General features: G+C 69.9%; 22 protein-coding genes. 19 read left to right on the forward strand and 3 right to left on the reverse strand.

Going from position 1 to position 24,901, the window contains the following annotated elements:
* The first annotated feature begins 29 nt into the window (after positions 1–29).
* The 13 genes from ftsZ (at position 30) to EDF42_RS13090 (ending at position 13,577) form a co-directional block, all read left to right on the forward strand.
* Positions 30–1,190, forward strand: a complete 1,161-nt coding sequence (gene ftsZ / locus EDF42_RS13030; protein ID WP_111085783.1) for a cell division protein FtsZ — start codon at positions 30–32, stop codon at positions 1,188–1,190.
* A gap of 7 nt (positions 1,191–1,197) precedes the next feature.
* Positions 1,198–1,920, forward strand: coding sequence for a YggS family pyridoxal phosphate-dependent enzyme (locus EDF42_RS13035; protein WP_123672601.1), 723 nt, complete (start codon positions 1,198–1,200; stop codon positions 1,918–1,920).
* 43 nt (positions 1,921–1,963) lie between these two features.
* A complete protein-coding gene (locus EDF42_RS13040) occupies positions 1,964–2,542 on the forward strand; it encodes a cell division protein SepF (protein WP_123340373.1) in 579 nt (192 codons plus the stop codon).
* Positions 2,543–2,613: 71 nt separating this feature from the next.
* Entirely contained in the window at positions 2,614–2,910 is a 297-nt protein-coding gene (locus EDF42_RS13045; RefSeq protein WP_111085780.1) for a YggT family protein, read from the forward strand.
* Between the two features lie 242 nt (positions 2,911–3,152).
* Positions 3,153–3,839, forward strand: a complete 687-nt coding sequence (locus EDF42_RS13050) for a DivIVA domain-containing protein (protein ID WP_185003110.1) — start codon at positions 3,153–3,155, stop codon at positions 3,837–3,839.
* Between the two features lie 2 nt (positions 3,840–3,841).
* Positions 3,842–4,552, forward strand: a complete 711-nt coding sequence (gene lspA / locus EDF42_RS13055) for a signal peptidase II (protein ID WP_260235479.1) — start codon at positions 3,842–3,844, stop codon at positions 4,550–4,552.
* Positions 4,549–5,478, forward strand: coding sequence for an RluA family pseudouridine synthase (locus EDF42_RS13060; RefSeq protein ID WP_123672602.1), 930 nt, complete (start codon positions 4,549–4,551; stop codon positions 5,476–5,478). Before lspA ends, EDF42_RS13060 begins: the two co-directional genes overlap by 4 nt.
* A 485-nt stretch (positions 5,479–5,963) precedes the next feature.
* The gene (dnaE, locus tag EDF42_RS13065) at positions 5,964–9,446 is read left to right on the forward strand and encodes a DNA polymerase III subunit alpha (protein WP_395865613.1); all 3,483 of its coding nucleotides are present in this window, start codon (positions 5,964–5,966) and stop codon (positions 9,444–9,446) included.
* A gap of 13 nt (positions 9,447–9,459) precedes the next feature.
* On the forward strand, positions 9,460–9,810 hold the full coding sequence (locus EDF42_RS13070) for a DUF2200 domain-containing protein (RefSeq protein WP_123672861.1): 351 nt from the start codon (positions 9,460–9,462) through the stop codon (positions 9,808–9,810).
* Entirely contained in the window at positions 9,807–10,682 is an 876-nt protein-coding gene (locus tag EDF42_RS13075; RefSeq protein WP_123672604.1) for a hypothetical protein, read from the forward strand. Before EDF42_RS13070 ends, EDF42_RS13075 begins: the two co-directional genes overlap by 4 nt.
* 12 nt (positions 10,683–10,694) lie before the next feature.
* A complete protein-coding gene (gene hisD, locus EDF42_RS13080; protein ID WP_123672605.1) occupies positions 10,695–12,002 on the forward strand; it encodes a histidinol dehydrogenase in 1,308 nt (435 codons plus the stop codon).
* Between the two features lie 13 nt (positions 12,003–12,015).
* Positions 12,016–12,504 (forward strand): transcriptional regulator NrdR, encoded by a 489-nt coding sequence (gene nrdR, locus EDF42_RS13085; RefSeq protein ID WP_123672606.1) that lies wholly within the window; start codon positions 12,016–12,018, stop codon positions 12,502–12,504.
* Positions 12,501–13,577: a quinone-dependent dihydroorotate dehydrogenase gene (locus tag EDF42_RS13090; protein ID WP_123672607.1), complete on the forward strand. Its 1,077-nt coding sequence runs from the start codon at positions 12,501–12,503 to the stop codon at positions 13,575–13,577. Before nrdR ends, EDF42_RS13090 begins: the two co-directional genes overlap by 4 nt.
* Before the next feature lie 448 nt (positions 13,578–14,025).
* On the opposite strand, the gene EDF42_RS13100 is transcribed toward EDF42_RS13090, so the two are convergent.
* The gene (locus EDF42_RS13100) at positions 14,026–14,601 is read right to left on the reverse strand and encodes a DUF3043 domain-containing protein (protein WP_260235483.1); all 576 of its coding nucleotides are present in this window, start codon (positions 14,599–14,601) and stop codon (positions 14,026–14,028) included.
* A gap of 53 nt (positions 14,602–14,654) precedes the next feature.
* On the opposite strand from EDF42_RS13100, the gene EDF42_RS13105 reads away from it, so the two are divergent.
* The 6 genes from EDF42_RS13105 (at position 14,655) to EDF42_RS13130 (ending at position 21,446) form a co-directional block, all read left to right on the forward strand.
* On the forward strand, positions 14,655–16,082 hold the full coding sequence (locus EDF42_RS13105) for a dipeptidase (protein WP_123672609.1): 1,428 nt from the start codon (positions 14,655–14,657) through the stop codon (positions 16,080–16,082).
* 58 nt (positions 16,083–16,140) lie between these two features.
* Positions 16,141–16,512: an iron-sulfur cluster assembly accessory protein gene (locus tag EDF42_RS13110; RefSeq protein WP_111085771.1), complete on the forward strand. Its 372-nt coding sequence runs from the start codon at positions 16,141–16,143 to the stop codon at positions 16,510–16,512.
* 268 nt (positions 16,513–16,780) lie between these two features.
* The gene (gene coxB, locus EDF42_RS13115; RefSeq protein WP_111085770.1) at positions 16,781–17,683 is read left to right on the forward strand and encodes a cytochrome c oxidase subunit II; all 903 of its coding nucleotides are present in this window, start codon (positions 16,781–16,783) and stop codon (positions 17,681–17,683) included.
* 11 nt (positions 17,684–17,694) lie between these two features.
* On the forward strand, positions 17,695–19,431 hold the full coding sequence (gene ctaD / locus EDF42_RS13120) for a cytochrome c oxidase subunit I (protein ID WP_173168381.1): 1,737 nt from the start codon (positions 17,695–17,697) through the stop codon (positions 19,429–19,431).
* 4 nt (positions 19,432–19,435) lie between these two features.
* Positions 19,436–19,852, forward strand: coding sequence for a cytochrome c oxidase subunit 4 (locus tag EDF42_RS13125; RefSeq protein WP_111085768.1), 417 nt, complete (start codon positions 19,436–19,438; stop codon positions 19,850–19,852).
* 220 nt (positions 19,853–20,072) lie between these two features.
* On the forward strand, positions 20,073–21,446 hold the full coding sequence (locus tag EDF42_RS13130; protein WP_123340383.1) for a glucose-6-phosphate dehydrogenase: 1,374 nt from the start codon (positions 20,073–20,075) through the stop codon (positions 21,444–21,446).
* A 186-nt stretch (positions 21,447–21,632) separates the two neighbouring features.
* Here the strand turns inward: EDF42_RS13130 and EDF42_RS13135 are convergent, their stop codons facing one another.
* Positions 21,633–23,564, reverse strand: coding sequence for a glycoside hydrolase family 15 protein (locus tag EDF42_RS13135; protein ID WP_123672870.1), 1,932 nt, complete (start codon positions 23,562–23,564; stop codon positions 21,633–21,635).
* A gap of 97 nt (positions 23,565–23,661) precedes the next feature.
* The gene (locus EDF42_RS13140; protein ID WP_123672610.1) at positions 23,662–24,726 is read right to left on the reverse strand and encodes an App1 family protein; all 1,065 of its coding nucleotides are present in this window, start codon (positions 24,724–24,726) and stop codon (positions 23,662–23,664) included.
* Positions 24,727–24,901 lie beyond the last annotated feature (175 nt).

The following is a 24,901-nucleotide window of genomic DNA, read 5'->3' on the forward strand; positions in this document are numbered from 1 at the left end:
TTGAGGGTTCAACCGGAGGCCTGACTGACGTGACCACGAACCACAACTACCTCGCCGTCATCAAGGTCGTCGGTGTCGGCGGCGGCGGCGTCAACGCCGTCAACCGGATGATCGAACTCGGCCTCCGTGGGGTCGAGTTCATCGCGATCAACACCGACGCGCAGGCGCTCCTGCTCAGCGACGCCGACGTCAAGCTCGACGTCGGCCGCGAGATCACCCGCGGCCTCGGCGCCGGCGCGGACCCCGAGGTCGGCCGTCGCGCCGCCGAGGACCACGCCGAGGAGATCGAAGAGGCCCTCGCGGGTGCCGACATGGTCTTCGTGACCGCCGGTGAAGGCGGCGGGACCGGCACGGGTGGTGCGCCCGTCGTCGCCCGCATCGCCAAGTCGATCGGCGCCCTCACCATCGGCGTCGTCACGAAGCCGTTCAGCTTCGAGGGCAAGCGTCGCCAGTCCCAGGCCGAGAACGGTGTCGCCGGGCTCAAGGACGAGGTCGACACGCTCATCGTCGTCCCGAACGACCGCCTGCTCGAGATCAGCGACCGCGGCATCTCGATGGTCGAGGCCTTCGCCACGGCCGACCAGGTGCTCCTCGCTGGCGTGCAGGGCATCACCGACCTCATCACCACCCCGGGGCTCATCAACCTCGACTTCGCCGACGTCAAGTCCGTCATGCAGGGTGCGGGTTCCGCGCTCATGGGCATCGGCTCGTCGCGCGGTGCCGACCGCGCCATCAAGGCCGCCGAGCTCGCCGTCGCGTCCCCGCTGCTCGAGGCCTCGATCGACGGAGCGCACGGTGTGCTGCTGTCGATCCAGGGTGGCTCGAACCTCGGCATCTTCGAGATCAACGACGCCGCGCGTCTGGTGCAGGAAGCCGTGCACCCCGAGGCGAACATCATCTTCGGTGCGGTCATCGACGACACCCTCGGCGACGAGGTCCGCGTGACCGTCATCGCCGCTGGCTTCGACGGCGGCGAGCCGGCGCAGCAGCAGAAGGAGCGTCGCTCGAGCTACGTCGACCCCGAGTCGAGCGCGACGGCCCCCGTCGCCGCGTCGACCGGTGCGATCGAGGACTCCAGCACGTCGAGCCCCTCCTGGGCGTCGCAGGAACACCAGCCGCCGGTGCAGCGCGCCGCCGACCCGGCGTTCGACGACGACGACGAGCTCGACGTCCCCGACTTCCTGAAGTAACCCCTCCTTGGTAGCAGACACGCGCCTCCAGTCCTCGTCCCACGGCGACGGACTGGAGGCGCGTCTCGCGTCCGTCCGGAGTGGCATCGCCGACGCGGCGCGCGCCGCAGGGCGTTCGGCCGACGACCTCACGCTGATCGTCGTCACGAAGTACCACCCGGCGTCCCTCGTCCGTGCGCTGGCCTCACTCGGCGTCACCGACGTGGGCGAGAACCGCCACCAAGAGGCACAGGCCAAGGCTGCCGATCTCGCCGACCTCGACCTGACCTGGCACTTCATCGGGCAGCTGCAGTCGAAGAAGGCCCGGCAGGTCCGTCGTTACGCGCACGTCGTGCAGTCCCTCGACCGCACGTCGGTCGTGGACGCCTTCGCGCCGACCGAGGCCGAGCCGGATCCGCCGGTCATCGACGGGTTCGTGCAGGTCAACCTGACCGACGATCCCGGTCGCGGCGGCGTGCAACCGGACGACGTCGAGGCGATGGCCGCACGCGTGCTCGAGACCGGCACCATCCGGTTGCGCGGGGTCATGGCCGTCGCGCCGCTGGACGAGGAGCCCCGTGCGGCGTTCGCTCGGCTGCGGGCGATCTCGGACCGGGTCGTTGCGCTCGAGCCCGGCGCCACCGACATCTCGGCCGGCATGAGCGGCGACTACGCCGACGCCGTGCTCGAGGGCGCGACACACCTGCGGATCGGCACCGCAATCACGGGAAATCGGCCGGCGGCACCCTAGCCTCGTTGCAGGGCATCCACGTGCACCAACCTCCGGAGGAACCATGGCCAACCCGCTGAAGAAGACGATGGTCTACCTCGGCCTCGCCGACGAGGAACTCGACTACGAGGACGAGCAGCCGCAGCAGGCCGCGCCCGCGCGCCATCAGGCTCCCGCCACTCCGGCCGCAGCACCGCAGGATGCCCCCGCCCCGGCGGACGCTCCCGCGGCCGCCGCAGCTCCGGCAGCGGCCCCGGCCGCCGCTCCCGCGAAGACGCACACCCACCAGCGCGGCGCCCAGGTCACTCCGCTCCGCCGCTCGCACACGACCGCACAGAAGGCGACCCCGGTCCAGGAAATGAACGAGATCCTCACCGTCCACCCGCGCGAGTACAAGGACGCCCAGTCCATCGCCGAGAGCTTCCGCGACGGGATCCCCGTCATCATCAACCTCTCGCAGATGACCGAGAACGACGCCCGGCGCATGATCGACTTCGCCTCCGGCCTGTCGCTCGGCCTGTACGGCAAGATCGAGCGCGTCACGAACAAGGTCTTCCTGCTGTCGCCCGCACACGTCGCAGTGAGCGGTGAGCCGGCTGAGGTAGAGTCCGACATCGAGGCGAACTTCTTCGCCCAGTCCTGAGCCGTCCCCCGGCCACCCGCCCGTGAGCGTCGTCGCATGACGGCACTCGCCCGAGACGAGCGAGCCCCATCGTGTCCGTGATCCTAGGGATCATCTCCCTCGCCCTCCTGCTGTACTTCTTCGTCATGTGGGGGCGGTTCGCGCTCGACCTCGTGCAGAACTTCAACCGGTCCTGGCGGCCGCGCGGGGGACTGCTCGTGGTCTCCGAGTTCGTCTACACGATCACCGATCCGCCGATCCGCGCGGTTCGGCGGGTCCTGCCGCCGCTCCGCATGGGGCCGGTGGCACTCGACTTCGGCTGGACGATCGTCATGCTCGTCGTGATCATCGCCCGGGTCGTCGTCAACGGCATCGCCGTCGCGGTCTGACACGATCCAGGGTCGATCCAGGTCCGTTCCTGGCTCGATCCGGGCCCGCTCGTGGGCCGATCCAGGTCCGCAACACGCGCCGCGCCGATGCAGCGGTCGTCGTTCCTCCCCGTCGTCGGTGTACGGTGGTCGGGATCGATGCTCGCCTCCGGCGCGGCATCCGCACCACACGTGGCGACTGGTAAGTTCGGTCGCGACGCAAGTGGTTCCACACGTTCAGCAGTTCTATTGAGGTGACGGCAATGGCTTTGACGCCGGAAGACGTAGTCAACAAGCGGTTCCAGCCGACGAAGTTCCGCGAGGGCTACGACCAGGACGAGGTCGACGACTTCCTCGACGAGGTCGTGGTCGAGCTGCGTCGCCTGACCGCGGAGAACGACGAGCTCCGCCAGCGCCTGCAGGCGGCCGAGTCGGCCCCGCAGTCGGCGCAGACCGAGCAGCCCGCTCCCGCGGCAGAGCCCGAACCGGAGCCCGTGCCGGCCCCGGTCGAGGTGGCTCCGGAGCCCGCTCCGGTCGCAGCGGCCGCCCCGGCGACCACGGTCCCGGCGGACGAGGACACCGAGGGCACCACGAACCTCCTGACGCTCGCGCGTCGTCTCCACGAGGAGCACGTCCGCGAAGGTGTCGAGAAGCGTGACGCGCTCATCGCCGAGGGCACCGCCCAGGCAGCGCGTCTCGTGTCCGAGGCCGAGGCCAAGCAGCGCCAGATCATCGCCGACACCGAGAACACGAACCGTCAGCGTGTCCAGGTGCTCGAGCAGGAGCAGCGCCAGCTCGAGGGCAAGATCGACGAGCTCCGGACGTTCGAGCGCGACTACCGCGCCCAGCTCAAGAGCTACATCCAGGGGCAGCTCTCCGAGCTCGACTCCTCGAACGAGCAGTCCGGTCTCACCCCGGCGCCGGCATCGGCGCAGGGCTTCGGCAACTGACGTTGTCGCGACCAGCATCACGAGCGAAGGTCAGTGTCCGCGCGATCGCGGCACTGGCCTTCGCCGCTGTCGTGGTGGTGGCGTTCGACCAGGTCGCGAAGGCGCTGGTCGTCGCGAACCTGCCGTACGGCACCCCCGTCCCGGTCCTGGGCGGGGCGCTCCAGTTCCTGTACGTCCGGAACCCCGGGGCGGCGTTCTCCTTCGCGGTGAACATGACGTGGGTGTTCTCGATCATCTCGGCGGCGGTCGTCGTCGCGATCATCATCTACTCGCGCCGGATCCGGTCGATGTGGTGGGCCGTCGTGCTCGGCATGCTGCTGGGCGGCGCGCTCGGCAACCTGATCGACCGACTCTTCCGTGAGCCCGGCTTCGGCCGCGGCCACGTGGTCGACTTCATCTCGACGCCGTGGATGATGCCGGCGATCTACAACGTCGCCGACTCGTTCATCTGCATCAGCATGGTGGTCTTCGTGCTGCTGGTGATCCTCGGGGTGAACCTCGACGGGTCCCGCACGGTCTCCGCCAAGCGCGCTGCGCAGGCGGACACGACGGAGCCGCTCGACGGCGGGGCCGCGTTCTCGGTGCCCGCAACCGACGCAGCAGCGCCCGCGACCGACGCTGCAGCGCCCGCAGCAGACCTGCCGGAGCCGGAGCGGGCCTCCCGTCCGGCACAGCACGACCGGCGCGACGCGCTGGGGCACGACGCCACGTGAGCGAGTCGCGTTCCCTTCCCGTCCCCGACGGGCTCGCCGGCGAACGTGTCGACGCCGCCATCGCGAAGCTCCTCGGGTTCAGCCGGTCGTTCGCGGCCGACGTGGTCGCCGCCGGTGGAGTCCGGGTCGACGGCGTCCCCGTCGACAAGTCCGACCGCCTGCACGCCGACTCGTGGCTCGAGGTCGAGTGGTCCCCGAAGGAGCCGCCGCGCATCGTGCCGGCGGCCGTGCCCGGGATGACGATCGTGCACGACGACGAGGACATCGTGGTGGTCGACAAGCCCGTCGGCGTCGCTGCGCACCCCTCGCCCGGTTGGGACGGTCCGACCGTGCCCGGGGGCCTCGCCGCAGCGGGGTTCACCATCGCGACCTCGGGCGCCGCTGAGCGCGCGGGCATCGTGCACCGCCTCGACGTCGGCACGTCGGGGCTCATGGTCGTCGCGAAGACCGAGCTCGCGTACACCCACCTCAAGCGCGCCTTCAAGGAGCGCACGGTCGAGAAGGTCTACCACGCGCTCGCGCAGGGGCATCCCGACCCGACCTCCGGCACCGTCGACGCCCCCATCGGCAGGCACCCGTCGAGCGACTGGAAGTTCGCGGTCACCGCCGACGGCAAGCCGAGCGTCACCCACTACGAGACCCTCGAGGCGTTCCGGTCGGCGACCCTGCTCGAGGTGCACCTCGAGACCGGGCGCACGCATCAGATCCGCGTGCACATGGCCGCGACCCGCCACCCGCTGGTCGGCGACACGATGTACGGCGCCGACCCGGTCCTGGCGCAGGAGCTCGGGCTGACCCGCCAGTGGCTCGACGCCGTCCGGCTCGGGTTCGACCACCCGCGCACCGGCGAGTGGGTGTCGTTCCAGGCGGAGTACCCCGACGACCTGCGCCTCGCGCTCGACCGCATCCGAGCCGCTTCGTCCTGACGCGCGCGCCGGTCGCGCCGTCGCGTCGTCGCGTCGTCGCGTCGTTCGCCGAGGTTCCGAAATCTCGGCATCTCGGCGCACTGTGCGTCGGTCTGTGGAACCCCGGCGGAGCGCCCGCGGCGTGTTGTGGAACCTCGGCGGGGGAGCGGCGGGGGATCGATGGGCGTGCCGCATCCGTCACGTTCAGACCCCGGCCGGGAGGCCCGTGGCAACCCCGCCCCGTGCCTGCCGGCCGACACGCGCGGGCTCCACCGCCGTGGGGACACGATCTGCTGACTTCGGCCCCGCCGAGCGACGGTTCATGCACCCTCGCCGGACTGTGCGCGGCGTGTCGTGCGACCTCGGCGTCGGACCGCTCGGACACGCGCGGGTTTGTCCGCGGTCGCGGTTAGGCTGTTCGCGTCCCGCAAGCAGCTCGTTCGACCGGAGGTTCCGTGGCGGATTCCGACTCCTTCGTCCACCTGCACGTGCACAGCGAGTACTCGATGCTCGACGGCGCTGCCAGGCTCGGCGACCTCGTGCAGGAGACCGCTGCGCAGGGCATGCCGGCCGTGGCGGTGACCGACCACGGCAACATGTTCGGCGCCTTCGAGTTCTGGAAGGCCGCCAAGGCCGGCGGCGTCAAGCCGATCATCGGGACCGAGGCGTACATCACGCCCCGGACCCACCGCACGGACAAGACCCGTGTGCGGTGGGGCGACGGCGGTGGGGACGACGTCTCCGGTGCCGGTTCGTACACGCACATGACGATGTTCGCCGAGAACACGACGGGCATGCACAACCTGTTCCGGCTGTCGTCGAAGGCGTCGCTCGAGGGCTACTACTTCAAGCCGCGCATGGACATCGAGTTGCTCGAGGAGTACCACGAGGGCATCATCGCCACGACGGGGTGCCCGTCGGGCGAGGTCCAGACGCGCCTGCGCCTCGGCCAGTACGACGAAGCCGTCAAGGCCGCCGCCGACTACCGCGACATCTTCGGCAAGGAGAACTACTTCGCCGAGGTCATGGACCACGGACTCGAGATCGAGCGTCGGATCATGAGTGACCTGATCCGGCTGGCGAAGGACCTCGACATCCCGCTGGTCGGCACGAACGACCTGCACTACACGCACGCGCACGACGCCAAGTCGCACGCGGCCCTGCTGTGCGTGCAGTCGGGTTCGACGCTGAACGACCCGAACCGGTTCAAGTTCGACGCCGACGAGTTCTACCTGAAGTCCCCGCAGCAGATGCGGCACGTCTTCCGCGACAACCCCGAGGCCTGCGACAACACGCTGCTCATCGCCGAGCGGTGCAACGTCGAGTTCGACACCTCGGCGAACTACATGCCGAAGTTCCCGGTGCCGGCGGGCGAGACCGAGCACTCCTGGTTCGAGAAAGAGGTCGCGAAGGGGCTGGACTACCGGTACCCCGACGGCATCCCGGCCGAGGTGCAGGAGCGTGCCGACTACGAGGTCGGCATCATCAACCAGATGGGGTTCCCGGGGTACTTCCTGGTGGTCTCCGACTTCATCCTGTGGTCGAAGAACAACGGCATCCGCGTCGGCCCCGGCCGTGGTTCCGGTGCCGGCTCGATGGTCGCGTACGCGATGCGCATCACCGACCTCGACCCGATCCGGCACGGCCTGATCTTCGAGCGGTTCCTGAACCCAGACCGCGTCTCGATGCCCGACTTCGACGTCGACTTCGACGACCGGCGCCGCGGTGAGGCGATCAAGTACGTCACCGAGAAGTACGGGTCGGAGCGCGTCGCGCAGATCGTCACGTACGGCACGATCAAGGCGAAGCAGGCGCTGAAGGACTCCTCGCGCGTCCTCGGGTTCCCGTTCGGCATGGGCGAGAAGCTCACCAAGGCGATGCCGCCGCCCGTGATGGGCAAGGACATCCCGCTCACCGGGATCTTCGACAAGGACCACCCGCGCTACAAGGAAGCCGTCGACGTCCGCACCGTGGTCGAGACCGACCCCGAGGCGAAGACCGTCTTCGACACCGCGCTCGGGCTCGAGGGGCTGAAGCGCCAGTGGGGCGTGCACGCGGCCGGCGTCATCATGTCGAGCGATCCGCTCATCGACATCATCCCGATCATGAAGCGGGAGCAGGACGGCCAGGTCGTCACGCAGTTCGACTACCCGGCAGCGGAGTCGCTCGGGCTGATCAAGATGGACTTCTTGGGGCTCCGCAACCTCACGATCATCAGCGACGCCCTCGACAACATCAAGAACAACCGTGGCATCGAGCTCGACCTCGAGACCATGGGGCTCGAGGACCCCGAGGCGTACGCGCTCCTGCAGCGCGGTGACACACTCGGTGTCTTCCAGCTCGACGGTGGGCCGATGCGTGGCCTGCTGCGTCTGATGAAGCCCGACAACTTCGAGGACATCTCCGCGCTCATCGCCCTGTACCGTCCGGGCCCCATGGGTGCGAACTCGCACACGAACTACGCGCTCCGCAAGAACGGCGAGCAGGCGATCACGCCGATCCACCCGGAGCTCGAAGAGCCCCTGGCGGAGATCCTCGGCGGGACCTACGGCCTGATCATCTACCAGGAGCAGGTCATGGCCATCGCGCAGAAGGTCGCGGGGTTCTCCCTCGGCCAGGCGGACATCCTCCGCCGCGCGATGGGCAAGAAGAAGAAGTCCGAGCTCGACAAGCAGTACGCGGGCTTCGAGAAGGGCATGCTGGACAACGGCTACTCGGCCGCGGCGATCAAGATGCTGTGGGACATCCTGCTGCCGTTCTCCGACTACGCGTTCAACAAGGCGCACTCCGCCGCGTACGGCGTGGTCTCGTTCTGGACCGCCTACCTGAAGGCGCACTACCCGGCCGAGTACATGGCGGCGCTGCTCACCTCGGTGGGTGACGCCCGCGACAAGCTCGCGCTGTACCTGAACGAGTGCCGCCGCATGGGCATCAAGGTCATGCCGCCGGACGTCAACGAGTCGATCGGCTTCTTCGCCGCTGTCGGTGAGGACATCCGGTTCGGCATGGGCGCGATCCGCAACGTCGGGTTCAACGTCGTCGACGACATCGTGAAGGCCCGCACCGACAAGGGCGCGTTCGAGTCGTTCCACGACTTCCTGCGCAAGATCCCGATCTCGTCGGCGAACAAACGGACCGTCGAGTCGCTCATCAAGGCGGGTGCCTTCGACGAGTTCGGCGACTCCCGCCGCGCCCTGGTCGAGATCCACGAGGGCGCGGTCGAAGGCGCCGTCAAGGTCAAGCGTGACGAGGCCCACGGCAACGTCGGCTTCGACTTCGACTCGCTGTTCGCCGAGGTCGCCGAGGAATCGCCGGCCACCGGTCCGGTGTCACAGGTGCCTGACCGTCCGGAGTGGTCCAAGCGCGACAAGCTCGCGTTCGAGCGCGACATGCTCGGCCTCTACGTCTCGGACCACCCGCTCGCGGGGCTCGAGATCGAGCTCGCGAAGCACCAGTCGATCACCATCGCCGACCTCATCGCGGCCGACGACTCGGTCGAGGGCGAGACCGTCACGGTTGCGGGTCTGCTGACGAGCGTGCAACACCGGGTGGCGAAGACGAGCGGCAACCCGTACGGCATCGTCGACATCGAGGACTTCGGCGGCCAGATCGGCGTGATGTTCCTCGGCAAGACCTACCAGGAGTTCGGTCCGTCGCTCGTGGCCGACTCGATCGTGGTCCTGCGTGGTCGCGTGAACGTCCGCGACGACGGCAAGGCCCTGCACGCGGTGAGCATGTTCCAGCCGGCGATCGGCGACGCGATGGGCTCCGGCCCGCTCACGTTGTCGCTGCCGGAGCGGCAGGCCACCACGTCCACGGTGACCGAGCTCGCGGCCGTGCTCGGACGGCACCAGGGCGAGACCGAGGTCCGGCTGAAGCTGCTGAAGGACGACGTCGCGCGCACGTTCGAGTTGCCGTTCCCGGTGAACCTGACACCCGACCTGTTCGGCGAGCTGAAGAGCCTGCTCGGGCCGCGCTGCCTGGTGTAGCGGGGGCGTGACCGTGGCCGGACACCGGATCTTCGGGACGCCCTTCGCGGCGGTCTACCCGCACTACCTGGCGAAGGTGGAGCGGAAGGGCCACACGAAGGGCGAGCTCGACGCCGTCATCACGTGGCTGACCGGGTTCGACGACGCAGCGCTCGCACGGCACCTGGCTGGCGAGACCACGTTCGAGGACTTCTTCGCCGCCGCGCAGCTGCACCCGAACGCGCCGCTCATCACGGGCGTGATCTGCGGTGTGCGGATCGAGGAGATCGACGACCCGCTCATGCGGCAGATCCGGTACCTCGACAAGCTCGTCGACGAGGTCGCGAAAGGCCGTCCGATGGCGAAGGTGTTGCGGACCGCGTGACCGGAGCGGGCGGGAGCGCACCCGGCGCCGAGGTGCTGCGTGCCTTCGGGGTCGCCGGGTCCACGCCCGTGCCGCTCGCGGGTGGGCGCGGGCTGACCTGGCGTGCCGAGGGCATCGTCCTCCGGCCCCACGACGGCGCTGCGGTGACCGACTGGCGTGCCGGCCTCCTGGCGGAACTCGAACACGCAACGGAGTCCGAGCACCCGGCCGAGTTCCGGACACCCCGCCCCGTGGTCACCCGCGACGGCAGCTGGCGGTCGGGGGACTGGGAGGCGTGGGAGTTCGTGCCCGGTGCAGCCGACGAGTCCCGCGTCGAGGACGTGATCCGGGCGGGCCGTGCCTTCCACCGGGCGATCGCCGGTCTGGAGCGGCCCGCGTTCCTCGGCACGGATCCTGACGTCGTCACCGACCCGTGGGCCCGTGCCGACCGGATGGCGTGGGGCGAGGAACCGCTGCCGGCGGACCCGACCCTCGCCCGGCTCGCCGCGGCGTTCCGGCCGGTCCGAGCACCGTCACAGCTGGTCCACGGTGACCTGCTCGGCAACGTGCTGTTCGCCGACGCGCAGCCACCGACGATCATCGACTGGCCGCCGTACTGGCGTCCGGCGGAGTTCGGCCCGGCGATCGCTGCCGTCGACGCCGTCTGCTGGCACGGCTTCCCGGTCGGGCGACTGGCAGCCCTCGGCAGGACCGCGCACGGGGCTGCGGCCGAGGCAGACGAGCCGGAATGGACGTCGCTGCTGACCCGGGCGCTCGTGTTCCGCATCGCCACACTGCACCTGCTCGGTGTCTGGGACGCCGCGGCCGTGGCACACCACCGGCCGGTCGTCGACGCACTCGTCGGACGGCGGACGCCCACGTCACCTCGGTAGGCTTGTCCCCTGATGATGCAGCGAATCGACCTCCGTGGCGGCCTGCCCGCCCGTGCCGAACTCCTCCGACTCATGCCGCGCGCCGTGGGTGACGTCTCGCACGCGGTCGACGCCGCCCGCGAGCTCGTCGAGGACGTCCGACACCGCGGAGCGGACGCACTGCACGACCAGGCCGAACGCTTCGACGGCGGCGCCCCGGCGAACGTCCGGGTGCCGGTCGCCGAGATCGCGGCGGCCGTCGCCGGGCTGACCCCCGAACTGCGGGAAGCGCTCGACGAAGCCATCCGCCGCGTCCGAGCCGCCAGCGCCGCACAGGTGCCGGCCGGCTCCGTCACCACCCTCGCCGACGGCGCCGAGGTGCACCAGCGCTGGCAGCCGATGCGCCGCGTCGGCCTCTACGTGCCCGGCGGGAAGGCCGTCTACCCGTCGAGCGTCGTCATGAACGTCGTGCCCGCACAGGTCGCCGGGGTCCGGTCGATCGCACTCGTGTCCCCGCCGCAGCGTGACCACGGCGGTGCGGTCCACCCGACGATCCTGGCCGCGGCCGGACTGCTCGGCATCGACGAGGTCTACGCGATGGGCGGTGCCGGGGCGGTCGGCGCGCTGGCGTACGGCGTCCCCGCGATCGACCTCGAGCCCGTCGACCTGGTCACCGGTCCTGGCAACAACTACGTCGCCGCGGCGAAGCGCCTGGTGCGCGGTGTCGTCGGCATCGACGCCGAGGCCGGCGCGACCGAGATCCTCGTGATCGCCGACGAGACCGCCGACCCCGGGTTCGTCGCCGCCGACCTCATCAGCCAGGCCGAGCACGACGAGCAGGCCGGCAGTGTGCTGGTGACGACGTCGGCGACGTTCGCCGATGCGGTCGAAGCCGCCATCCCGGAACGCACGGCGGTGCTCGGGACGGCTGCGCGCCTCCAGACCGCCCTGGACGGACCGCAGTCCGCGATCGTGCTGGTGGACTCGCTCGCCGACGCCGCGACCGTGAGCAACGCGTACGGGCCGGAGCACCTGGAGATCCAGACGGCGGACGACGACGCGGTGCTCGCCGACATCGACGCCGCCGGAGCGGTGTTCGTCGGGCCGAGCACGCCCGTCAGCCTGGGGGACTACCTGGCCGGGTCGAACCACGTGCTGCCCACCGGTGGCCAGGCGCGCTTCGGTTCCGGCCTGTCCGCGTCGACGTTCCTGCGGCCGCAGCAGGTCATCCGGTACTCGGCGTCCGCGCTCGACGAGGTCGCCGCGCACATCGTCGCGCTGTCGACCGAGGAGCAGCTCCCCGCGCACGGCGCCGCCGTGACGGAGCGCACGAACCGATAGCCTGGGCGACGACATGTTCTGCCCTTTCTGCCGCCACCCGGACTCCCGCGTCGTCGACTCACGGACGAGCGACGACGGAACCTCCATCCGCCGCCGTCGACAGTGCCCGAACTGCGGACGACGCTTCTCGACCACCGAGACCGCGTCGCTCAACGTCGTCAAGCGCAACGGCGTCACCGAACCCTTCAGCCGCGACAAGATCGTCTCCGGCGTGCGCAAGGCCTGCCAGGGGCGCCCGGTCACCGACGGCGACCTGGCCGTGCTCGCGCAGCGGGTCGAGGAGACCGTGCGGTCGTCCGGCTCGAGCCAGATCGACGCGAACGACATCGGGCTCGCGATCCTCGCGCCGCTCCGTGAGCTCGACGAGGTCGCGTACCTGCGGTTCGCCAGCGTCTACCAGGCCTTCGACTCGCTCGAGGACTTCGAGGACGCCATCGGTCAGCTCCGCCGTGACCACCACGGTGCTGCGGCCGCCGGCTCGCCGGCGGGTGCCGGCGCGTGAGCGGCGTCGCGGAAGGCCTGGTCCGGTCCGGGTACGCCGTCGTCTTCCGGTCGGTCTTCGCCAAGATGGACCCCGAGCGGGCCCACCACCTGGCGTTCGCCGTCATCAAGGCGCTGCCGCACGTGCCGTTCGTCGGCGGTCTGGTCGAGCGGTACTCCCGCCCGGCAGCTGCTGACGGCATCACGACGATGGGCATCCACTTCCCGTCGCGCTTCGGCCTCGCCGCCGGGTTCGACAAGGACGCCCGCGGCATCGGCGGCCTCGGCCTGCTCGGTTTCGGCCACGTCGAGGTCGGCACGATCACGGCGAAGCCCCAGCCCGGCAACGAGCGCCCGCGCCTGTTCCGCCTCGTCGAGGACCGTGCGCTCATCAACCGCATGGGCTTCAACAACCACGGTGCTGGTGCCGCCGCCCGACGGCTCGAGCGTGCCCGACGCAACCCGGGCCGCCCGGTCATCGGCGTGAACATCGGCAAGAGCCGGGTCGTCGCCGTCGAGGACGCCATCGACGACTACCTCGAGTCGACGCGTCGCCTCGCGCCGTTCGCGGACTACCTGGCGGTCAACGTCAGCTCCCCGAACACGCCCGGACTGCGCGGCCTGCAGGAACTCGACCAGCTCCGACCGCTGCTGTCCGCCGTCCGCGACGCCGCAGGCGACACGCCCGTGCTGGTCAAGATCGCGCCGGACCTGACCGACGAGCAGGTCGACGCCATCGCCGGCCTCGCGGTGTCGCTCGGGCTGTCGGGCATCATCGCCAACAACACGACGATCTCCCGTGAGGGGCTCACCGCGGACCCGGCCGACGTCGAGGCCATGGGTGCCGGGGGACTCTCCGGTGCCCCTGTCGCCGCGCGCTCGCTCGAGGTGCTGCGTCGGGTCCGAGCCTCGGTGCCCGCCGAGTTCTGCGTCATCGCCGTCGGCGGGGTGACGACCGAGCAGGACGTGCAGGACCGCATCGACGCCGGGGCCACCCTGGTGCAGGGCTACACGGCGTTCCTCTACGAGGGGCCGAGCTGGGCCACGCGCATCAACCGCTTGCGCCGCAAGCGGCTGCGCCGCGCCGCGCGCTGAGCGCGCGGGGGCGCGGGCGCGGGCGCGGCCCGGCCGGCGTTCCCGGTGCCCTCCAGGTTCCGAAATCTCGGCATCTCGCGGCCCTCGGTGGCCGTCTGTGGAACCTCGGCGGCGTGCATGCGGCGAGTCGTGGAACCTCGCCGACCACCCCTGGGACGGGAGGCCCGGTGCGGTCCCGCCACGGGCCTCCCGTCCGGCGGTGCGTGGCCACGCCCGGACGCGGCCGCCGAGTGTCCGAGATTTCGGAACCTCGGCGCGCGTGCGGGCCGTTGGTGGAACCTCGGCGGCGTGCACGCGGCGAGTCGTGGAACCTCGCCGCGCAGCCCGCGCAGCCCGCGCAGCCAGCGCAGCCCGCGCAGCCAGCGCAGCCCGCGCAGCCCGCGCACGCCGGAACGACGAAGCGCCGCCCGGCGAGGCCGGACGGCGCTTCGGGACAGCGACGCTGGGGTCAGAGGGCGGGGTACTCCCCGCGCTTGACCTGGGGCTTCGGCAGGCGCAGGAACCGCAGCTGCCACGCCCGCGTCAGGATGTAGAGGAACGTGCCGCGCTGCATCTCGCCGAACTTGGCGGTGAGCTTGCGACGCATCGAGAGCCAGAGGACCACGCAGTCGATCACGAACAGGGCGACGAACGCCCACACGAGCAGGAGCGAGTACGAGGCGATCGCGGTCTGCGAGGCGGCGAACCCGACGATCAGGAACAGCACGAGCACCGGCATCATGATCTCGCCGACGTTCCACCGCGCGTCGATCCAGTTGCGGACGAAGCGACGCTGCTCACCGCGGTCCTTCGCCGGCAGGTAGCGCTCCTCGCCGTTGGCCATACCGACCCGGGCACGCTCGCGGTCGGAGTTGAGACGCGCGCGGGCGGCCTTCTTGTCGACCGGCGCGTTGCCGACGAGGGGGCGGCGGTTCGCTGCCTCGCGCTCACGGCGGGACGGCGTCGGGCGGCCCTTGCCCTGCTCGAGGAGTTCTTCCTCGGTGGGGTTCACGGTCGTGTTGGTCTTGGGGGCTGCCTTCGCCACGGTGCGTTCCTAACGGCGTTGTGCGTGCGGGATCGTCCTCTAGATTACCGGGCATGACCGACACCGCACAGCCCAGCTCCGCGACCGACCCCGCTCTCCTCGACGCCCTGCGCGAACAGGTGCAGGGTGCACTGCCCACGACGATCGCCGATCTGTGCGCGCTGGTGCGGATCCCGTCGGTGTCGTGGTCGGCGTTCGACGAGTCGCACGTGCTCGCGAGCGCGCGTGCCGTGGCGGACCTGGCGCTGAGCACCGGGGTCTTCGCCGAGGACCAGGTGGAGATCATCCGTTCGGCGATCAGCGACGACGAACCGCTCGAGCTCGGCCAGCCCGCGGTGCTCGCCGTCCGCCCGGCCCGGAACGGCAAGCCGACCGTCATGCTCTACGCCCACCACGACGTGCAGCCGCAGGGCGACGACGCCCTCTGGGAGACGCCGCCGTTCGAGCCGACCCTCCGCGGTGACCGGCTGTACGGTCGCGGCGCCTCGGACGACAAGGCCGGCGTGATGACCCACATCGCGTCGCTCCGGGCGATCCACGCGCAGTTCGGCGACGACCTCGACCTCGGTGTCGTCCTGTTCGTCGAGGGTGAGGAGGAGTTCGGCTCCCGGTCGTTCCGCACCTTCCTGCGTGAGCAGAAGGAGCACCTGGCCGCCGACGTCATCGTGGTGGCCGACAGCGACAACTGGTCGGTGGACGTGCCGTCGATCACGGTCTCGCTCCGCGGCAACGTCACCTTCAAGCTCACCCTGACGACCCTCGAGCACGCCAGTCACAGCGGGATGTTCGGGGGAGCGGCGCCGGACGCCATGATCCCGATGGTCAAGCTGCTCGCGTCGCTGCACGACGACGCCGGTTCGGTCGCCGTCGACGGGCTCACCTCGTACGAGGCGGACGTCCCGGCACGGACCGACGACGAACTCGCCGTCGATGCTGCCCTGGTGGCGGGCGTCCGACCGATCGGCACCGGCGAGGTCCTGTCCCGCATGTGGTTCCAGCCGTCGATCACCGTGACCGGCATGGACGTGCCGAGCGTCGCGAACGCCTCCAACACGCTGCTCCCGACCGTCTCCGCCCGCGTCTCGGTCCGGGTCGCACCCGGCCAGCCCGCCACGGAGGCGTACGCGGCCGTCGAGCGGCACCTGCGGGCACACGTGCCCTTCGGTGCCCGGATGGAGATCTCCGAGCCGGACAGCGGCGACGGCTTCCTCGTCGACACGGCCGGCTGGGCCGTCCAGGAGGCCCGCACGGCCATGCGCGAGGGCTGGGGTGCCGAGGCGGTCGAACAGGGCATCGGCGGCTCGATCCCGTTCGTCTCGGACCTCGCGGCAGAGTTCCCGGAGGCCCAGATCCTGGTCACCGGGGTGGAGGACCCGGACACCCGCGCCCACAGCCCGAACGAGTCGCAGCACCTCGGCGTCCTGCACCGGGCCATCGCGTCCGAGGCGATCCTGCTCGCCAGGCTCGCGACGCGCAGCTGACGGTGCTTACAATCGACGCCAGGCGCGGTGAACCGCACCGCCCGGAGGGAGACGCGCGATGAGCGACACCATCACCACCGACGCACCGGTGACCGAGGCGGCCTCGCACGGCGTCCTCCTGAGCGACGCCGCGGCCGGCAAGGTGGCGAGTCTCCTCGAGCAGGAGGGCCGCGACGACCTGCGCCTGCGCCTCGCCGTCCAGCCCGGGGGCTGCTCGGGTCTGATCTACCAGCTGTACTTCGACGAGCGCCTGCTCGACGGTGACGTCACCGCCGAGTTCGACGGGGTCGAGGTCGTCGTCGACAAGATGAGCGTCCCGTACCTCGACGGCGCGACGATCGACTTCGAGGACACCATCCAGAAGCAGGGCTTCACGATCGACAACCCGAACGCGCAGGGCAGCTGCGCGTGCGGTGACAGCTTCCACTGATCACCAGCCGATCCGACACGCGAGCGGGGAGCGACCGACACGGTCGCTCCCCGCTCGCGTTCGTCGGGGGATGCTGTCGCAGTGTGACCGGGAAAAACGGCCGGTCAGGAGTGCGGATCGCGGCGATGAGCGTGTCGGGTGTGCGCGAGCGGTACCGAGCTGCGAGTAAGCTAGGAGTGTTCCAATCAAGCTGGGAGCCAGCCAAGTGTCGCCTTCGTGCGGCTCGGCGGGTTCGGCTCCGGGCTCACGTCTTTTGCGAGAGGTAACAGTGCGTTCGAATCGCCGTATACGTTGGGCGGCCGTCCCGGTGGCCGTCGGTCTGGTCATCGCACTGGCTGGCTGCACGCAGCAGCAGATGAACGGATGGCTCCCCGGCACGGAGGAGACGAAGGACGTCACCAACCACACGAGCCGCATCGTCGGCCTGTGGACCACCAGCTGGGTGGTGCTCCTCGCCGTCGGTCTCATCGTCTGGGGCCTGATCATCTGGGCCGCCATCGTGTACCGCCGCCGGAAGGGCCAGACCGGCCTGCCCGTGCAGATGCGCTACAACATGCCGCTCGAGATCTTCTACACGATCGTGCCGCTCATCCTCGTGCTGGGCTTCTTCGCCTTCACCGCGAAGGACCAGGCCGCGATCGAGAAGCCGTTCGACGACCCCGACGCCACCGTGCACGTGTACGGCAAGCGCTGGGCGTGGGACTTCAACTACATCAACAAGGACAACCCCGAGGACAGCGTCTACTACCAGGGCATCCAGGCCCAGGAAGAAGAGAACGCCAAGGGCGCCATCGACGAGTCGCAGCTGCCGACCCTCTACCTGCCGCAGGGCAAGAAGGTCGCGATCGAGCTCTCGTCGCGCGACGTCGACCACTCCTTCTGGATCATCGACTTCCTGTACAAGAAGGACATGCTCCCCGGCAAGACGAACTGGGAGTACTTCATCCCGGAGAAGCTCGGGACGTACCAGGGCAAGTGCGCGGAGCTCTGCGGTGAGTACCACTCGCTGATGCTCTTCCAGGTGAAGGTCGTCACGCCGGCGCAGTACCAGGACTACCTCGACACCCTGAAGGACCAGGGCAAGGTCGGGCTCCTCGGCGACGAGTACAACACCAACACGAACGAACCGAACAACAAGGCGCCGGTCGAGGCGTCCAGCGAGAACAAGTAGGGGCTCGTCAGATGACAACGTCTTTCGTCGGCCAACCGACCCAGACTGCTTCGCCGGACTTCCAGGCGTCGAAGGTGGGCCGGAAGGGCAACATCATCGTCCGGTGGATCACCTCCACCGACCACAAGACCATCGGGTACATGTACCTGATCGCGTCGTTCGTCTTCTTCCTGCTCGCGGGTGTGATGGCCCTGGTCATCCGTGCCCAGCTGTTCGAGCCCGGCCTGCACGTGGTCGCGACGAAGGAGCAGTACAACCAGCTCTTCACGATGCACGGCACGATCATGCTGCTGATGTTCGCGACGCCGCTCTTCTCGGGCTTCGCGAACGCGATCATGCCGCTCCAGATCGGTGCTCCCGACGTCGCCTTCCCGCGACTCAACGGCTTCGCGTTCTGGCTCTACCTGTTCGGCTCGCTCATCGCGGTCGGCGGCTTCCTCACCCCGCAGGGTGCGGCCTCGTTCGGCTGGTTCGCCTACGCGCCACTGAGTGACACGACGTTCACACCAGGGCTCGGCGGCACACTCTGGGTCTTCGGACTCGGCATGACCGGCTTCTCGACGATCCTCGGCGCGGTGAACTTCATCACCACCATCATCACGATGCGTGCCCCGGGTCTGACGATGTTCCGCATGTCGATCTTCACGTGGAACACCCTCGTGACGGCGCTGCTCGTCCTGATGGCCTTCCCGGTGCTCGCCACCGCGCTGTTCGGCCTCGGGCTCGACCGGGTGTTCGACGCGCAGATCTTCAACCCGGCCAACGGCGGTGCGCTGCTCTGGCAGCACCTGTTCTGGTTCTTCGGGCACCCCGAGGTGTACATCATCGCGCTGCCGTTCTTCGGCATCGTGTCCGAGGTCTTCCCGGTCTTCAGCCGCAAGCCGATCTTCGGCTACAAGACCCTCGTCTACGCGACCATCGCGATCGCGGCCCTGTCGGTCACGGTCTGGGCGCACCACATGTACGTCACCGGTGGCGTGCTGCTGCCCTGGTTCTCGCTCATGACGATGCTCATCGCGGTCCCGACCGGCGTGAAGATCTTCAACTGGGTCGGCACGATGTGGCGCGGCTCGGTGACCTTCGAGACCCCGCTGCTGTGGGCCGTCGGCTTCCTCATCACGTTCACGTTCGGTGGCCTCACCGGTGTGATCCTGGCGTCGCCGCCGCTCGACTTCCACGTGTCCGACTCGTACTTCGTCGTGGCGCACTTCCACTACGTGGTCTTCGGCACCGTCGTCTTCGCGATGTTCTCCGGCTTCTACTTCTGGTGGCCGAAGTGGACGGGCAAGATGCTCAACGAGCGTCTCGGCAAGATCCACTTCTGGCTCCTGTTCATCGGGTTCCACACCACGTTCCTCATCCAGCACTGGCTGGGCGTCATCGGCATGCCGCGTCGCTACGCGACCTACCTGCCGAACGACGGCTTCACCTGGATGAACCAGCTGTCGACGATCGGCTCGATGATCCTCGCGATCTCGTTCCTGCCGTTCATCTTCAACGTCTACGTGACGGCCCGGAACGCACCGAAGGTCGCCGTGAACGACCCGTGGGGCTACGGCCGCTCGCTCGAGTGGGCCACCAGCTGCCCGCCGCCCCGCCACAACTTCACGTCGATCCCGCGGATCCGTTCCGAGTCCCCGGCCTTCGACCTGAACCACCCCGAGGCAGGTGTGCCGATCGGTGTCGGCCCCGCGAAGGACGCCCCGGATGCCCCGACCTACGACGCCGCGAAGGGCGAGGTGAAGTAAGCCGATGCGCGCGAACACCAACCTGTTCTGGATCCTCTTCGGGTTCTTCATCCTCGCCGACGCCGCGTACACGATCTGGGCGCTGCTCTACTACGGCCACCCGGAGTGGGTCGGCACCGTGGCGATCGGCCTGACCGGCATCATGTCCGCGTTCATCGCCTTCTACCTCGGCAAGGTCATGGCGTCCCAGGGCGGCGTGCTGCCCGAGGACCGCCCTGACGCCAACATCGAGGACGGCGACGCCGAGCTCGGGCACTTCAGCCCGTGGTCGTGGTGGCCCATCCTGCTGGCCGCAGCGGTCGCCGTCTGCTTCCTCGGTGTCGCAGCCGGCCTGTGGATCGTCCCGATCGGACTCGCCCTGGTGGCGGTCACCCTGGTCGGCTGGGTCTACGAGTACTACCGCGGCAACTTCGGGCACTGACCTGACGCTGCAACGCACCTGACACTTCGGGCGGCACCACATCCGGTGCCGCCCGAAGTGCGTCCAGGCCCAGTACGACCCGGCGTTGCCGACGCAGCGCACGACTCGGCGCTGCACACCACAGCGCCCCACGATCTCCGGTCCCCGATCCGGAACAAACGGGCCCGCCCGCGGCTTGACTGGAGCGGACCTCCCACCACAGCGAAAGGAGTCACCTCAGGTGACCGACAAGCGCACCCTCATCATCTTCGGCGCGACGGGCGACCTCGCCTCCCGCCTGCTGCTGCCGGGCCTCGGCACGTTCCTGCAGAGCGGTCGAGCGGTTCCCGTCCAGCTCATCGGCACGGGCCGCAGCGCCCGCAGCGAGGAGCAGTGGAAGGACATCGTCACGAAGTCCTTCGCGTCGCAGGACGTCAAGGGACCCGAGGTCGACGCCACGCTCGCGTCGACCCAGTTCATCCAGGGCGACCCCACCGACCCGGAGCACCTCACGGCACTGCTCGACGCGGCTGAGGCCGAGCCGATCCTCTACTTCGCCCTGCCCCCGCAGATCGCCTCCGACATCTGCGAGGCACTGCAGCAGGTCGAGCTCCCCGCCGGCACCACCCTCGCCTTCGAGAAGCCGTTCGGCACCGACGTCGCGAGCGCCCAGGCCCTCAACGAGACCGTGCTGAAGTTGGTCCCGGAAGAGCGTGTGCACCGCACCGACCACTTCCTCGGACGCACCACGGTCCTGAACATTATCGGTCTGCGCTTCGCGAACCGCCTGTTCGAGCCGATCTGGAACGCCGACAACATCGAGAAGGTCGACGTCTTCTACGACGAGACCCTCGGTCTCGAGAACCGCGCCCAGTACTACGACGAGGCCGGCGCGATGGTCGACATGATCCAGTCGCACCTGCTGCAGATCCTCGGCATCGTGACGATGGACGCCCCGGCGGACATCGACGCGGTCGAGTTCCGCTCGTCCCTCGCCCGGGTGCTCCGTTCGACGCGGCTCAAGGGCGATGACCCGAAGATCGCGTCGCGCCGCGCCGTCTACACGGCCGGCACGATCGACGGCAAGGAGCTGCCGTCGTACCAGGACGAGGACGGCGTCGACAAGTCGCGGAGCACCGAAACGCTCGCCGAGATCTCGGTCGAGGTCGACACGGCCCGTTGGAAGGGCGTCCCGTTCACGCTGCGGTCCGGCAAGGCACTCGGCAACAGCCGGAAGGAGGTGCTGATCACCTTCAAGCCGGTCACGCGCCTGCCCTCCGGCCTGAGCGGTCGCCCGAAGGCAGACACGCTCCGCATCGTCCTGAACCCGGACGAGATCGAGCTGACCGTTTCGGCCAACGGCGGCGGCAACCCGTTCGAGATGGGCCAGGTCACCCTGTCGTCGTCGTTCAGCGACGGCGAGCTGACCCCCTACGGCGAGGTCCTGAACGGCATCTTCCACGACGACCCGCTGCTCTCGATCCGCGGCGACGTGGCCGAGCGCTGCTGGGAGATCGTCGAGCCGGTCGTCAAGGCCTGGAAGGCCGACGAGGTCCCGCTCGAGGAGTACCGCGCCGGTTCGCGCGGCCCGGCGGACTGGGAGTCGTCGTCCTGACGGACGTGACCGTCGCGCCCTGAACGGGCGGATCTGCGGACGGGAGGCACCGTGCCAGCTGGCACCGTGCCTCCCGTCCGTCGTTCCGTGCGTCCAGGGCATCGCAAGACGCCGTCGTGTTGCCGAGACGCCGTCGAATCCGGCGGCGTCTGGGCGACGTGCAGGCGTCCTGCGGGTACGCCGGTGTCAGGCTGGGGTGCCCGCGCGCTCGCCCTCGCCGGTCCACGAGCGAGTGCCGCCGTCGTGCACGGGCAGCCGCGTGCGGTGCCCGGTCGACGCGCCCCGCGCCCGCGCGATCGCGTCCGACGCGGACACGAGCGTCAGGTGCGACAGCACCTGCGGGGTGTTGCCGACGTGGTGTCCGGTGGCGACGTCGATCTCCTCGGAGAGCATGCCGACGTCGTTGGCGTACCCGACGAGCACGTCCATGAGGCGCTCGGCGTCGTCGATCCGGCCCGATGCCGCGTACTGCTCGACCAGCCAGAACGAGCACGCCAGGAACGGGTGCTCCGCGCCGGTGAGCCCGTCGAACCCCGACGACGTCCGGTACCGCAGCACGAGGCAGTCGGCGCCGGTGGACAGGTCCTGTTCGATGGCGGCGACGGTGCCGGTCATGCGGGCGTCGTGGGCGGAGACGTACCCGATCTGCGGCAGGACGAGCAGGCTCGCGTCGACCTCGTCGGTGTCGTAGTGCTGCCGGTAGCTGCCGCGTGCAGCGTTCCAGCCGTGCTCCTCGATATCGGCCCGGACCTGGTCGCGCAGGGTGCGCCAGCGGTCCACGGGCCCTTCGAGACCGAACTCCTCGACCGCGGCGACCCCACGGTCGAACGCGGCCCAGATCATCGCGCGCGAGTGCGTGAAGTGCCGTCGCGGGCCGCGCATCTCCCAGATGCCGTTGTCGGGCTCCTGCCAGTGCTCCTCGACGTAGCCGAGCAGGGCGCGCTGCAGGGCCCACGAGTCGGCGTTCTCCTCGACCCCGAGCTCGCGGGCGTCGTGCAGGGCGGCCAGGACCTCGCCGAACACGTCGCCCTGGTACTGCGTGTACGCACCGTTGCCGACCCGGACGGGCGTCGAGCCGGCGTACCCGGGCAGGTGCGGGAGCTCCCGTTCCGGCAGTTCGCGCTCCCCGGCGATGCCGTACATGATCTGCACGTCGGCGGGGTCGCCCGCGATGGCGCGGAGCAACCAGCCGCGCCAGTGTGCCGCCTCGTCGCGGTAGCCGTGCGCGATGAGCGAGGCGAGGGCGAGGGAGGCGTCGCGGAGCCAGACGTAGCGGTAGTCCCAGTTGCGTTCCCCGCCCGGATCCTCCGGCAGGCTCGTGGTCACGGCGGCCACCACGCCGCCGGTCTCGCCGTGGGTCATCGCGCGGAGCAGCAGGAGGGAGCGGCGGGCGGCGTCGGCGTAGCGACCCTCGGTGCGCGCCGTCGCCATCCAGTCCGTCCACCACGTCACGGTGCGGTGGAGCTCGGCGTCGACGTCGACGGGCTCCGGGGGCTCGCGGTGCGAGGGGTACCAGGTGAGCACGGTGTCGAGCACGTCACCGTCGTGGATCGTCGCGGTGGCCGTGTGCCGGTGGTCCGAGGCCCGGAAACGGGGACCGCGCACGATGACCGACCCGGGGCCCGCGGTGGCGAGCAGTGCCGGGTCCTCGTCGCCGCCGATCTGGCGCACCCACGGCAGCGCGAGGGCGTAGTCGAACCGGATCCGCAGGGTCTGCTGCACCTCGACCGAGCCGCTCAGTCCGCGGACCCGGCGGACGATGGACGGCCGGTGCGCGCCCACGGGCATGAACTCGGTCACCTCGACGGCACCGTCCGCCGTGGTCCACACCGTCGACAGGACGAGGGTGTCGCCGTGGTACTTCCGGTGCGCCGTCGCCGCGGGGTCGCTCGGGCGGAGCGTCCAGTGCCCGTGGTCCTCGGTCCCGAGCAGGGAGGCGAACGTGGCGGCGCTGTCGAAGCGCGGCAGGCACGCCCAGTCGATCGTGCCGTCGCGGCCGACGAGTGCGGCGGTCGAGGTGTCGCCGATGACGGCGTGGTCCTCGATCAGGTTCGGGGGAGTCGCGGGGGGCGCGGGTGCTCGCTCGGTGTCGGCGGTCCGGTCCGTGTCGGTGCTCATGCCCCGATCGAACACCCGGAGGCCGAGCGTCGTGGCCGCGCGGACGGGCCGCCGGCCGTCTGGCGGCCGCGTGCCGTCCGTGTGCCTGAAGCCTCGCTCAGGCCGGGTCGGAGGCGTCCGCCTCGGCGAGCCCGACCCCCGCGAGTTCGGACCAGAGCCCGGCACCGTCCGGTGCGTAGACCCACGGCGCCGAGGTGTCGCGGGAGCGCTCCTGCGCCCGGGAGCGTCCGCCGGCCAGGACCGCCTCGCTCGTGGACAGCTGCCGGATGGCGACGCCCGCGACGTTCTCCGGGTGCTCGCGGGCGAACTCGCCGTACAGCGACTCGTCGTGCTGGCCGTCGTCGCCGACGAGCAGCCACTGCACGTCCGGGAAGTCCTTCGCCAGGCGCCGCAGGTTCTGCTGCTTGTGCAGCTGCCCGCTCCGGAAGAAGCGGTCGTGCGTGGGGCCCCAGTCGGTGAGCAGGAGCGTGCCGGACGGGTACATGTTGCGGGTCAGGAAGCGCTGCAGGGTCGGCGCGACGTTCCAGGCGCCGGTGGACAGGTACACGGTCGGGGAGCCGGGGTGCTGTGCCTGCACGCGTTCGTACAGCACGGACATGCCCGGCACGGGGCGGCGGGCGTGCTCGGTGAGGACGAAGGAGTTCCACGCCGCCAGCATCGGACGGGGGAGCGAGGTCACCATGACGGTGTCGTCGATGTCGGACAGCAGCCCGAAGCGGGTGTCGGGGTGCACGACGAACACGTCGGCCTCGACGTCGCGCCCGCCGCCGGCCGACAACCGGACGGTGCGCCATCCCGGCTCGAGGTCGATCGGCACGATGGTGTCGACGACCCCGCCACGGTCGGTCTCGACGACGTGCGAGACCCCTCCGGCGGTGACGGTGACCTCGGCGTGGTCGACCGCGACGCTCGTGAAGCTCTTCCACCCGCGGACACCCGCGTACGAGACGTCTGAGGCGAGGCCACGGCGGGTCAGCAGGACGCGGCAGAGGATGCGGACCCATCCGGGAGCGCCGTAGCCGGTGTAGGGGACGACGGTCGGGACCAGGCCACGGCTTCGGGCGCGGTGCTCGCGGAACTCCTGGACGGCGTCCTCGATGCGGGCCGCGCGGTGCAGGAGCGGCTCGGCCAACGACGGCTCGTGGGGCGTCGGGTCGGGCATCGCCCCATCATCCCATGCAGGACCCGGAAGTCCACGTCCCGCGGCACCTGTGGTGAGTCGCAGCCATGTTCCAGCCGGTCTCTGCGAAAATCGTCCTCGTCACACCAACGAACCGCGCTGGAGCGCAAGAGGAGAACACGTGCTCGTCACCGAGGTAACGAACGCTCTGCCGGGG

The organism is Curtobacterium sp. PhB172 (assembly GCF_003752545.1).
Classification (GTDB): Bacteria; Actinomycetota; Actinomycetes; order Actinomycetales; family Microbacteriaceae; genus Curtobacterium.

What these genes read in the sequence shown, in the direction of transcription:
- EDF42_RS13040 (WP_123340373.1), top strand. Translation starts at nt 1,964, where the DNA reads ATGGCCAACCCGCTGAAGAAGACGATGGTCTACCTCGGCCTCGCCGAC.
- EDF42_RS13050 (WP_185003110.1), top strand. Translation starts at nt 3,153, where the DNA reads ATGGCTTTGACGCCGGAAGACGTAGTCAACAAGCGGTTCCAGCCGACG.
- dnaE (WP_395865613.1), top strand. Translation starts at nt 5,964, where the DNA reads ATGCTCGACGGCGCTGCCAGGCTCGGCGACCTCGTGCAGGAGACCGCT.
- hisD (WP_123672605.1), top strand. Translation starts at nt 10,695, where the DNA reads ATGATGCAGCGAATCGACCTCCGTGGCGGCCTGCCCGCCCGTGCCGAA.
- nrdR (WP_123672606.1), top strand. Translation starts at nt 12,016, where the DNA reads ATGTTCTGCCCTTTCTGCCGCCACCCGGACTCCCGCGTCGTCGACTCA.
- EDF42_RS13105 (WP_123672609.1), top strand. Translation starts at nt 14,655, where the DNA reads ATGACCGACACCGCACAGCCCAGCTCCGCGACCGACCCCGCTCTCCTC.
- EDF42_RS13110 (WP_111085771.1), top strand. Translation starts at nt 16,141, where the DNA reads ATGAGCGACACCATCACCACCGACGCACCGGTGACCGAGGCGGCCTCG.
- ctaD (WP_173168381.1), top strand. Translation starts at nt 17,695, where the DNA reads ATGACAACGTCTTTCGTCGGCCAACCGACCCAGACTGCTTCGCCGGAC.
- EDF42_RS13125 (WP_111085768.1), top strand. Translation starts at nt 19,436, where the DNA reads ATGCGCGCGAACACCAACCTGTTCTGGATCCTCTTCGGGTTCTTCATC.
- EDF42_RS13135 (WP_123672870.1), bottom strand. Translation starts at nt 23,564, where the DNA reads ATGAGCACCGACACGGACCGGACCGCCGACACCGAGCGAGCACCCGCG.
- EDF42_RS13140 (WP_123672610.1), bottom strand. Translation starts at nt 24,726, where the DNA reads ATGCCCGACCCGACGCCCCACGAGCCGTCGTTGGCCGAGCCGCTCCTG.